Source organism: Adhaeribacter rhizoryzae, from assembly GCF_008629685.1.
GTDB classification, from domain to species: domain Bacteria; phylum Bacteroidota; class Bacteroidia; order Cytophagales; family Hymenobacteraceae; genus Adhaeribacter; species Adhaeribacter rhizoryzae.
This window is the reverse complement of sequence record NZ_VWSF01000021.1, coordinates 41,627-53,621: the sequence shown is the minus strand read 5'-3', so window position 1 is coordinate 53,621 and position 11,995 is coordinate 41,627. Positions and strand designations below refer to the sequence as shown.

Genomic DNA, 11,995 nt, shown 5'->3' with positions numbered 1-11,995 from the left:
TGCCATTGCAGTCTATTCGTATCATTCAGGAGGAAACTATTTAGCAGATAGCCAAATAGTTTCCTCCTGAATAACATTGGTGAATTGCTTAGGCTTGTTGCCTGATTTTTTTACTTCTGGTTAAGGGGGAAATTATCCCTTTTTCAACTTTTGTAATTGCTGTTGCAGGTAAGTTTTGGGCAGCCAACGATTGCCGAGCATGACGCCTTCTATCCGGCGGGTTTGGGTAATATCTTGCAGCGGGTTACCGGCCAGCAATATTAAATCCGAAACAGCTCCAACCTTAATAATTCCTGCATTGCCTGTCTGATTTAAATATTTAGCTACGTTAACGGTGCCGGTTTGCAGGGCTTGGTAGGGCGTTAAGCCCGCATCTACCAAATATTTAAGTTCCTGGTGCGTAGAAAAACCGGGTACGTTAAATATTTGCGGCGCATCACAGCCTAATAATAACCCAACGCCGTTGCGCTGACAAGCCAATATTAATTTTCGCCGCAATTGAATATATGCTTTCATTTTAGCAGCATTGTACTGCGGATTAGCCTGCAAGCTTTTTTTACTATTAGCCCAATTGCGTCTTACTTCCGGCGCCATGTAAACCATTTCGGGGGCTTTACTAAACTGCTCTACGGTTACGGGCGCAAACCACCGTTCGGCCAGGGCTTGCGTAGGCACTACCCAAATATTTTTAGCTTTTAATCCTTGCATTAATTTGGTTATGCGGGTAGTATCTACTTTATCGGCCACAAACATGCCAAATAAACCCACCTGTTCCTGTTTCATACTATCGATCCCCGGTACCAAACCTTCAATAAAACCATCCAAGTGATCGATAGAAGAATAACCGGCATTAATGGCCCGCCAGATACCCACATCAAAAGAAACGTGCCCCACAAACGGAATATTTACTTCTTTGGCCGTTTGGGCCATGGCATCAAACGTTTCGAGGGTAAGGCCGGGATGCAGTTTTAAATAATTATAGCCGGCTGCTTTCTGCTGCCGCACCATACTGGTGGCTTGCTCCGGGGTTTTCACGCTTTGCCCGCTAAACGACGGACCGGTGGTATAAAAATGAGGGCCTAATATTTCGCCGCTGTTAATTTTACTGCGCAGTTCCAGGTGGCGCGGGTGCCCCAGCATGCCCCGAATGGTGGTAATGCCGTTGGCCGCAAACAACATTAAAACTTCTTTCATGGGTTCCAGGTTATCTACGGGCGGTACGTGGGCGTGCATTTCGGCTAAACCTGGCATTAAATATTTGCCTTTGGCTTCTACCAGGGTGGCCGCTTTGCCGTATTTCGCGTTTTTGGCCTCGCCCACATAAGTAATTTTGCCATCTTTTACCACTACGGTCTGGTTAGCTAACACCCGTTCCTGATCCATGGGTATTACGTTTACGTTCCGGAAAACTACTTCGCCTTGCTTTACCGAAGCTGTTCCCTGACCATTTACCTGGAATTGAATCAGGCAAAATATTAAAATGCAACAATATCTCATAACTGGTTATTTTGGGTTAGGTAAAAAAATAACAGCTAATCAGCTTATTAAATGTAATAGTATTTAGCCGGATATTAAAATTATGTAGCCGCAGGTGGTTTAGGTTATACCGAAACTAATTATTCTTTATCTTTAGTAAAACAGCAACCATGAACCGAAGAAATTTTCTAAAAAATAGCTCCCTGGCTGGTTTAACGTTATCAACCCTTACTGTAGGAGCCTGTAATCCGGGGGCAACCAGCCAAAAGCAGGCCGAAAAAACCGCCAGCAACGATGCTGATAACTTCCAGTTAAACGAAGCCACCATTGCGGATTTGCAGGGAAAAATGCAAAACGGCGAATATTCTTCCCGGTCTATTACGCAACTGTACCTGGACCGGATTGAAGCCATCGATAAAAACGGACCCAAGCTAAACTCGGTAATTGAAATAAATCCGGATGCTTTAAATATTGCCGATGCTCTGGATCAGGAAAGGAAAAACGGCAAAGTACGCGGCCCGCTGCACGGCATTCCGGTGCTGATAAAAGATAATATTGATACAGCCGATAAAATGTCTACTTCGGCGGGCTCGATTGCGCTGGCCGATAACAAAGCTACCTACGATGCTTTTATTGTAAAAAAACTGCGCGAGGCTGGTGCCGTTATTTTGGGTAAAACCAACTTGAGCGAGTGGGCGAATTTCCGGTCAACGCGGTCTACGAGCGGCTGGAGCAGCCGGGGTGGGCAAACGCGCAACCCGTACGTGTTGGACCGTACGCCTTGCGGGTCTAGTTCGGGCTCGGGCGTGGTGGTAGCGGCTAATTTGTGCGTAGTGGCGGTTGGTACCGAAACCGACGGCTCGGTGGTTTGTCCGGCTTCGGTAAATGGTATAGTAGGCCTGAAACCAACCGTAGGTTTAGTGAGCCGTTCGGGTATTATTCCTATTTCGCAAACGCAAGATACGGCCGGGCCTATGACCAGAACCGTACGCGATACCGCCATTTTACTCAGCTTCTTAACCGGCCTCGACCCCGCCGATGCCGTTACGCAAGAAAGCGAAGGCAAAATACAACCGGATTACACGCAATTCCTGGACGCCAACGGCTTACAAGGCAAAAGAATCGGGGTAGAAAAATCTTTTTTGCAAGGTCATCCGGGCATTGATACCTTGTTGCAGAAAGCGCTTGACTTGTTAAAAAGCAAAGGCGCTACGGTGGTGGAAGTAGAAATAATGAAAAAAATGCGCGAACTAGGCGAAACTGAATTTGAAGTGCTGCAATACGAATTTAAAGATGGCCTGAATAAATATTTGGCGAAAGCCAACGGCAAGGTAAAATCGCTGGCGCAACTGATTGCGTTTAACAAAGAAAACGAGGCCAAAGCCATGCCTTATTTTAAGCAGGAAATTCTCGAAAGCTCCGAAAAACTCGGGGACCTAACCAGCCCCAAATACCAAGAAGCCTTACAGAAAAACCTGACGATTTCCCGTAAAACCATCGACAACCTGTTGCGGGAACATAAATTAGATGCAATTTCGGGTCCTACGTACGGTCCGCCTTGGTGCATAGATTTAATAAACGGCGATTATTCTACCGGCTATGGCTTTACCTCGCCGGCGGCTATTTCGGGTTATCCGCACATTACCGTACCGCTGGGCTTGGTACAGGGCTTACCTATTGGCCTTTCTTTTTTTAGCACCGCTTACACCGAAGGCGAATTATTAAAACTGGCTTATGCCTACGAACAAGCTTCTAAAAACCGGGTATTGCCCACCTTTAAGGCTTCTGCGGCATTATCTTAAAGCAACGCCTAGCACCAGGCATCTTTCTTTTTTTAATTATTCTTAAGTAATGAGCCCGACGGATTTACAACTCCGCAGGGCTTTTTATTTTGCTTCCCGGAACAGTAATCTGCCCTTTTTATCATTCCGGCCGGAAATTAGTGCTCCACCAAATTAATGTTTAGAAAACTTATCTATCAATAAGATATTATTGGCCGAGTTGATGATAATTCACAATTCATAATTTCTAATTTTTAATTTGACGGAGCACTAGCAGCAACCTGCCCAAAACAGAACAGGTATACAGCATATTAGAAATAGGCGGTGTAAAATATTGGCTGCTGTTATTTCTTGAAACTTTATTTTATTTCCGGGGTAATCTCATAATAAATAGGATTACTATATTTTAATATTATTTTTTATAACCTGATTTAACTGCTGCTACACAATATATAATTGGGCTTTAGATCCCAAGTCTGTCATTCCAGAGGAACCTATTGGGTTACTTGCTAAATAGTTTCCTTCTGAATGACAAGTGTGGACTCCAACGATAACGCGTAATAACAGTAATCAATAATTAATTGGGCGATAAAATCAATTAAAAATAAACAAAACAGGTTTTTACCCAGAAGAATACAAAATATTCCCTAACGGCAACTAAATATTTAATATTTACCTAACAGCTCCCAACAGTACACATACTTATGCTCAGACTGGAAGAATTATCGCTTAACATACCCGATACCACCAAGCCCCGGGTAGTTATTATTGGCGGCGGCTTTGGCGGCATTAACCTGGCCCGTAAATTATCGGGTAAAGATTTTCAGGTGGTATTATTTAACAAACAAAATTACCACGGCTTCTGGCCGCTTTTATACCAGGTGGCTACCGCTGGCCTGGAGCCCGATGCCATTGCCGAGCCTTTGCGCAAAATGTTCGACGAAGATTATGAGGATTTTCATTTCCGGCCCATTCGGGTAACCCGCATTAACTCCGAAAGCAAAACCATAACTACTTTAATTGGCGATTTGCGGTACGATTACCTGGTTATTGCTACTGGTACCAAGTCAAATTTCTTCGGCAACGAGCAAATCAAAAAATATTCTTTTCCGCTGAAACAAATTCCGGATGCGCTTAACCTGCGGAGCCAATTGCTGCAATCGTTTGAAATGGCCAACATGACCAAAGACCCGGAAAAGCGGCAAAGTTTACTAAATATTGTAATTGTGGGCGGCGGGCCAACGGGCGTAGAAATGGCCGGCTCGCTGGCCGAAATGCGAAAACATATTTTGCCCGGCGATTACCCCGGTATGGATTTCAGCCAGATGAATATTTACCTGGTAGAGGGTTTAGACCGCGTTTTGCCGCCTATGTCGCCGGAATCGAGCCATAAAACACACAAATACCTGGAAGAAATGGGCATTATTATCAAGCTCAAAACTTTGGTAGAATCCTACGACGGCGAAGTGGTTACGCTGAAAGGCGGTGAACAAATCCGGACTCAGACTTTGGTGTGGGCCGCTGGGGTAGCGGGTGCTACCATCGAAGGCATGCCACCCGAAACTGTAGAACGCGGTAAATATATTGTTAACCGGTTTAACCAGGTACAAGGCTTTACTGATATTTTTGCCATTGGCGATATTGCCAAAATGACGACCGATTTATTTCCGAATGGGCACCCGGGCGTGGCGCAACCCGCCATTCAGCAAGGCCAGCACTTAGCCAAAAACTTTAAACGGTTGCTCCGCGGCGAAACCTACGAACCCTTTGAATATTTTGATAAAGGTTCGCTGGCCATTATTGGCCGGAACCGAGCCGTAGCCGACTTGCCGAAAAATGTGCATTTAGGCGGTTTCATTGCCTGGATGGCTTGGTTGTTTGTGCACATTTATTACCTCATCGGGTTCCGGAACAAACTGGTGGTACTTATTAACTGGGTTTACCGGTTCTTTACCTACGAACGCGGCACTCGCCTGATTATCCGGGCTTTTGTGCGCAAAGACGATAAACAAGGGCAGGAATTTATTAAACTCCAACGAATGGATTAGCCAGATTGGGCTAAGAAGGCTCGTGTAAATACGTTATATCTTTAAAGTAAAAAAGAAAAGCTCGGCTGGGTAAAATACCTGCAGCCGGGCTTTTCTTTTTCTGAATTTTATAATATTTATATTATCGGCAGTTATTTAAAGCTGTCAATGAGTTAACGTGCTTAAATTACTGTTTCTGATTAAACATGTTGAAATAGCTAAATTTAATATTATAGATTGTAATGAACTCTTCAACCAGCTCAAGAGGACAGGAGTGGGCTCACCGGAATAAAAATTTATAAATTATAATTTAAAGTAAAACGGCTTCTGAATAGAATATTTTTGCTCTTGTACCATTTTCCTCCTCTTAAATTTTATCGTTATTAAAAACGAAACCCGTCTTAACTAGCAGCTAAGACGGGGTTTACTTTACTGTTCCGGAAATAATTTCTTTTTTATTTACTAGCAGTTTTTTCCGGGCCAGTGGGTATGTTGTTCATGGTATACCAGGCTTCCGTAGACCAAAGGTTTAGTCCGGTGTTGCTGGTTAAGGTTTTGCGGTTTAGCCGGATATAAACTACGTGCTTGGCTTTCATGCCGGGTAATTCCAGTAGTACTCGTTTGCGGTCGGAAGATACATTTACAGATTTAATGGTCAGGTCTTTTTCATCTAGTTTAGGGCCACCGTATTCGCCGGTTGGTTTATACCACCATTGCTTAATGGTATAATCGGAGGCGTTAACGCCGGTTCCTTCTTTTAAAGGTTGGGTAAATTCTATTTCTACGCCGTTTGGTTTGGCTCTAACGGCCAGCATCTCGAAAGTAGGCTTGTTGTTGAAGGTAAGTCGCTGCAAACCGTATTTTAGTTTGCCGGTGTGCCCCCAGTTACCCGTAGAACCCACACCGCCTATGTAAAGCGCATTATCTGGTCCCCAAACCAAGCGGTTAACGCCGGCTTCCAAACCTTGGGTAAACCTAAATACTACGCCTTGGTAAGCGTCATTTACTTTTTCGGCGTAAACCCGCTTAATACCGCCGTGGGTTACTTCGCCGTGAATCATCTGATTTTTATAAGGCCCTACATTAAGTTTAGTAGGCTGGCTCGGCGAATTGCCAATTTCATCCTGGGGCAACCAAACTACCGGGGGCATTTCGGTTTTACTGGCGGTGCCTTCAAAATCTACGGAACGGGAACCGTACCATTTGCCTTCCTGGAAGTGTACGATTTTGCTGGCGGGTAACCAATCGCCCTGGTTGTCGGCAATAAATATTTCGTTGTCTACGCCAAAACCGATGCCGTTGGGCGTTCGGAGCCCACTGGAAACCAGCTCGAATGTGCCGTCTTTTTTCGATATTTTTACCACTTTGCCCCGGTCCGGAATTTGCGGCTTGGTGCTGGCCCCGCCCGGGTTAATAGCCGTGGCTAACGTGCCGTAGAAATAACCGTCTTTGTAAACCAGGCCAAACGCAAACTCGTGGAAGTTAGCCGATACTTTCCAGCCGTTACACACCGTTTGGTACTCGTCGATAATATCGTCTTTGTTCGTGTCAACCAGGCGGGTGAGTTCCTGTTTCTGCATCACGTAAATATCGCCGTCTACTACTTTAATGCCCAAAGGCTCGGCCAGGCCAAAAGCAATCCGTTTTACTTTAATAGCTTCGGGGTTTTTTCCCTGTACGCCATCCAGCACAAACACCGAACCCAGCGAATCCCAGGTGCTTACCACCAAACGGCCATCCGGCAGAAAATCCATACCGCCTACTTTGGGTTTAAAATCTTTGGGGCGGGCTTGGGCTAACGTAAAGCTTGGGTGCACCGCTTCCAACGGATGCGTATCGCCGGGCGTAGCATCTTTGTTTACCACTACTGGCGAAGCCTGGGTTTTCTTGATGTCGGAACCTTTGAAAGACAAGGCGGTTGGCGGAACAACGGTAAATTCTTTGGCGCCGTACGGCCGCCACTGCAGCGATAAGCCTTTGCCACCACCACCCTGGTAATAATCGATCCGGAAAGGTGTTTTGCCGGCTTTCAATATTATTTCGCCGTCTACGGCTTCCATGGGGTGGGCGCCGCTGTTATCAATAATTAATTTGTCCTGGATGTAAAGCCGCGCGCCGTCGTCGGAAACCAGGCGCAGCACCACATTGGTAGTTTTATCCATTTGAATTGAACCCGTAGCCCGGATGATGAAATTATCTTTTAAATCGCCAAAGTCGTTTTCATCTAGGTGCAGGGCATTAATAGAACCGGAAAATACCGGCAACATTTCGTCGGTTAGTTCCGGAAAATCTTTTACGGGTTCTACAAACTGGTAAGCATTTAAAGCTACGCCGGGCTTTTCGGCGGTTGTCGCCATTTTACTGGGATTCAGGGTGTCCCGTTGTACCTGAAAATCAATTTTGGGCATTAGGTTGGTGGTTACTTTCTTAACCTCTGTGCCCGAATCCAGAGCCAGAATATAAGAAACCATGGTAGCGGCATCTTCGCGGGGCAAGTTAGGGTGGGGTGTCATCGGGATTTCGCCCCAATTACCCGCACCGCCTAATATTACTTTTGTTACCAAGGCATCCAGGTTTTGCTTGTTGTTCTCGTATTTTTCCGCAATAGATTTATAGGCTGGTCCCACGGTTTTTACGTCGCGGTTATGGCAGGTATTACAATCGCTTTTGGCCATTAAAGCCGCCACGGCTTCTTCGCCCTGTAATTTTTCCTGGGTAGGTGCCTCCACGGCTGGTTTGGGCGTCAGGTTTAAGGTGATTTTGGTTTCGGCGTTATTATTTAAAACCAGGTCGCCGGAAATTAGCTGAAATTGTTTTTGCCCCACCGTTTCAATTTCTTTTCGGCCGGGATTAAATTTGCCGTTGGTTTCGAAATCGTTTTCGGAAGCAAGCGAAGCAAAACGCGTTTTCAGGATTATTTGCGAACCAGCAGGAACGCCTTCCGTAGTAAATATCCGTTCAAAGCCAATTTTACCGTTATCCTGCTTTACAAATTCCGGCTTTTCGGTTACCGTAATATTTTTACCGTTAGCGGTTAAAGTGTAAGTTAAGGTAACTTTATTATCATCAATAGCATGGCCTTTGTAAGTTACTTCCGGAATAACAGCGGTTCCGTTCGTAACAACCCGCCACGGAATACTGTCGGGCTCCTGTAAATAAGCTACCCCAACAGAAGTAGGCTGCGGACCGTGGGCCGAAGTGTAAACCGGGCCGTCGAAATTAATCCCGCCCTTCCAGGCTTTGTACAAACCGGCGGTTTGGGTGTTGTAAGCAATCCATAAATTAGTGTCGAGCGCAACGCTCAGCATACGGGGTTTCAGGTCCAGCACCGACCGAATTACCCAGGCTTCCTGCGGCCTTTCGGTTTTCCCCAGCGGCGACCGGTTACAGGCCAATAGCAGGATGAAACAACCCAGCGTGGGCAGCAATAATTTTTTTAATTGTTTCATTAACGATTAATTAAGATGTATTAAAAGGTTGAACTGTAAACTAAGAACCTAATTATAAAAGAGAAATACTTAGTCTGGGTACTGAGGAAAATAGCAATGAAATTAGGCTAAAAGTAATATGCTTACTTGCTGCTATTTACTTGATAAAAGGAATTAAATCGCCATTCTGGGGCGCAAGTTAGCTAAGGATTAGATTTAGGCAAATTTTTAAACGCCTAAATTTAAGTAAAACAATACTTTATCTATTAATTATAGTATCAGTGAGGTTATGCTGAATATTTATATTCAGTTTACTTACGAATAGTTAATGGACTTCTAAATAAATTAATTATTGTACAAAATACATAAACCCTCAATTGCACTTACCTTACCAGATTATAATTCTAAGCTTTAAAATTAGGCTTTGTTGCTATCGTTAAACTTAAATAATTAAGCAAGATTAGCAGTACACAGCACACAAGTACTTACTTTTAATTATTGCTGTTTTACAGATTAGCCGTTTTCTGTTTTAAAGCTTCATATTCTGTTCCTATGATTTACGGCGGTGCTGCTTAATATTATACGCTCACGTTAAAAAATGTAAATGTTGTTATCCGAAAAATCTTTATTCTTGTAATTAATCTTGCTGCTATTTATAAAGAGAGTTCTAACGAATCTTGAGTTAAAAGACTTTCTTATGTGTGTAATAAACCGGCGCTAAGCTATGATAAAGCATCTATCTGCATCCACCAGTCAAATATTAGTCAAAAGTTTCGGGATTAAAGCCTTTGCTTACGGTTTCGGGCTGCTGCTATTAACCAACAGTTGTGCCTCATCGGGCAATACAGCGGCGCAACAACGAGGCCCTATACCTGCCGGCGAGATAACTTTTACGAAACAAATATTACACGATGAATTTATTGCCGAAGGCGTAGCCGTAGGCGATGTAAACCGCGACGGGAAAACTGATGTATTGGCCGGGGCTTACTGGTTTGAGGCCCCCAACTGGCAGAAACACGAAATTACCCAACCGCAAAAATTTTACTACGATAAAGGTTACAGCAATGCTTTTGTAAGCCTAGGCATGGATGTAAACCTGGATGGCTGGGTAGATTTTGTGCGGGTTGGTTTTCCGGGCAAAGAAGCGGTTTGGTACGAAAATCCGCAGAAAAAAGAAGTACATTGGCAAGAACATGTTATCCACGAGGCTCTAGGCAACGAATCGGCGGGCTTTTTTGATGTAGACGGCGACGGTAAACTGGATTTGCTCGGCGGCAACTCCACTAACGGCCAGATGACCTGGTTTAAGCCGCCCGTTTCTAAGAATAATTTAACCTGGCAAAAATTTACCATTAGCAAAGAAAAAAGTCCCGGCTCCGAGCCTTTTTCACACGGTTTAGGTTTAGGCGATATAAACAAAGACGGCCGCAACGATATTATTATAAAAGAAGGCTGGTGGGAAGCGCCGCAGAACCGGCAGCAGCCTGAGTGGACCTTTCACCCGGCTAATTTGGGTGAAGCTTGCGCCCAGATGTACGCGTACGATTTCGACCAGGACGGCGACCAGGATGTGGTTTCGTCATCGGCGCATAATTTGGGTATTTGGTGGTACGAGCAAACCCAGAACGAGCAAGGCGCGGCGCAGTGGACCCGGCATTTAATTTCCGATAAATTTACCCAAACTCATGGTTTGGCTTTCCTGGATTTAAACAACGATAAGCACCCCGATTTAATAACCGGTAAGCGTTATTTCGCGCACATGGGCAAAGACCCGGGCGAATATGAGCCCCCGGTACTTTACTGGTTCGAGTTTAAACCAGGCAAAACGCCCACCTGGGAACCCCACCTGATCGATGATAATTCGGGCTTAGGGGTGCATGTGGTAACCGAAGATATTACCCGCGATGGCTTAACCGATATTATTGTAGCGAACAAGAAAGGGGTTTTCGTTTTTACACAAGGCAGAAAATAAAATATTGCCTAACCACGCTTTTGTTAGTTTTGCCGCTGAATTAAAATATTATACTCATTAAATTATTTATTGGCTTAACCAACGCGTAAACAAAAGCATTATTTACAAAACCAACAGCAGGAGCGGGGTGGAGATTTAATAACGTAAGCCACTAGTGCCAACAGTGCCCAGGTAGTAAATTGCAGTGATTATTTGATTAAGGCTGGCAAAGCTATCTTTTGCTTCTATACCAGTAAGCGGATGAATAAAATAGATATTAAAACCTTAGCGAAAGAACTTAACGTATCGCCGGCCACAATTACCAGGGCTTTCCGGGGTTATTCTGATATTAATCCCGAAACAAAAGAGCGCATTCTGGCCCTAGCTAAAAAACTGAACTACCATCCTAATTATTACGCCAGCAACCTTCGCGAAACCAAAAGCAAAACCATTGCGGTTATTATTCCCCAACTACGCGATATTTTCTTTTCGCTGGCCATCGATGGTTTAGAAAGCCTGGCTAACCAGAAAGGCTATCATATATTAATTTACCGCACCGAAAATCAATACGAAAAAGAAGTTTCTTTTATTAATTACCTGCAAAACGGACGCGTAGACGGTATTATCATGTCGGGTTGTGCCGAAGCTCAGGACCATAAATATTTACACCAGTTACAAAAAAGGAATATTCCCGTTGTTTTCTTCGACCGGATTTACGACGATGTAAAGGCGCCTAAAGTAAGCACCGACGACTACGAAAGTAGTTACAAAGCCACCAAATTACTGGCCGAGCGGGGGTGTAAAAAAATAGCGCATTTGGGTTACAAAAATGCCCGCTCCATTGGTAAAACCCGCATGGAAGGTTACCAGGATGCCTTGAAAGATTTTGGCTTGCCCGTAGATGAGCAACTAATAATAAATTGCCTGGATGATAACGAGCAGAATTATGCCTGCATTAGTTTGGCAATAAAATCGCTTAAACCAGACGGCATTTTTGCCGCCGGCGAAAACTTAGCGTTTATCAGTTATAAAATATGCCACGAACTGCAAATTAAAATTCCGGATGCCCTTAAAATAATAAGTTATTCCAGTTCCGAAGTAGCCGATTTGTTAAATCCTTCCTTAACTACTATTACCCAGCCCGCCTTAGAAATTGGGAATAAAGCCGCCATGCTGTTGTTTCAGATACTGGAAGGAGAGAGCCAAGCCGTGGAAAACCAGATTATTTTGCAATCAGAACTAATTGAGCGTGAATCTACCCGGATGCGGTAGAAAACTAAATTGGTTTAGGTTATGCACGTGAGCCTTTTAGAATAAATATTATCCTTGATT

At 44.3% G+C, this 11,995-nt stretch carries 6 protein-coding genes; 4 read left to right on the top strand and 2 right to left on the bottom strand.

What is annotated here, in order from left to right; translation table 11 throughout:
• Positions 1 to 132: 132 nt before the first annotated feature.
• Positions 133 to 1,497, bottom strand: a complete 1,365-nt coding sequence (locus F0145_RS20540; RefSeq protein WP_150091474.1) for an amidohydrolase family protein — start codon at positions 1,495 to 1,497, stop codon at positions 133 to 135.
• 149 nt (positions 1,498 to 1,646) lie between these two features.
• On the opposite strand from F0145_RS20540, the gene F0145_RS20535 reads away from it, so the two are divergent.
• Together F0145_RS20535 and F0145_RS20530 are read left to right on the top strand one after the other, a co-directional pair.
• On the top strand, positions 1,647 to 3,278 hold the full coding sequence (locus tag F0145_RS20535; protein ID WP_150091472.1) for an amidase: 1,632 nt from the start codon (positions 1,647 to 1,649) through the stop codon (positions 3,276 to 3,278).
• A gap of 683 nt (positions 3,279 to 3,961) precedes the next feature.
• Entirely contained in the window at positions 3,962 to 5,305 is a 1,344-nt protein-coding gene (locus F0145_RS20530) for an NAD(P)/FAD-dependent oxidoreductase (protein ID WP_150091470.1), read from the top strand.
• A gap of 434 nt (positions 5,306 to 5,739) precedes the next feature.
• Here F0145_RS20530 and F0145_RS20525 read toward each other — a convergent pair whose 3' ends face one another.
• Entirely contained in the window at positions 5,740 to 8,733 is a 2,994-nt protein-coding gene (locus F0145_RS20525) for a PA14 domain-containing protein (protein WP_150091468.1), read from the bottom strand.
• 703 nt (positions 8,734 to 9,436) lie between these two features.
• On the opposite strand from F0145_RS20525, the gene F0145_RS20520 reads away from it, so the two are divergent.
• Complete coding sequence (locus tag F0145_RS20520; protein WP_150091466.1) at positions 9,437 to 10,684, top strand: FG-GAP-like repeat-containing protein; 1,248 nt, start codon at positions 9,437 to 9,439, stop codon at positions 10,682 to 10,684.
• A gap of 240 nt (positions 10,685 to 10,924) precedes the next feature.
• Complete coding sequence (locus F0145_RS20515; RefSeq protein WP_150091463.1) at positions 10,925 to 11,935, top strand: LacI family DNA-binding transcriptional regulator; 1,011 nt, start codon at positions 10,925 to 10,927, stop codon at positions 11,933 to 11,935.
• Positions 11,936 to 11,995: the final 60 nt, after the last annotated feature.

Excerpts from the sequence above, each read along its gene's own strand:
- F0145_RS20540 (WP_150091474.1), bottom strand. The coding sequence starts at position 1,497 with ATGAGATATTGTTGCATTTTAATATTTTGCCTGATTCAATTCCAGGTA.
- F0145_RS20535 (WP_150091472.1), top strand. The coding sequence starts at position 1,647 with ATGAACCGAAGAAATTTTCTAAAAAATAGCTCCCTGGCTGGTTTAACG.
- F0145_RS20530 (WP_150091470.1), top strand. The coding sequence starts at position 3,962 with ATGCTCAGACTGGAAGAATTATCGCTTAACATACCCGATACCACCAAG.
- F0145_RS20525 (WP_150091468.1), bottom strand. The coding sequence starts at position 8,733 with ATGAAACAATTAAAAAAATTATTGCTGCCCACGCTGGGTTGTTTCATC.
- F0145_RS20520 (WP_150091466.1), top strand. The coding sequence starts at position 9,437 with ATGATAAAGCATCTATCTGCATCCACCAGTCAAATATTAGTCAAAAGT.
- F0145_RS20515 (WP_150091463.1), top strand. The coding sequence starts at position 10,925 with ATGAATAAAATAGATATTAAAACCTTAGCGAAAGAACTTAACGTATCG.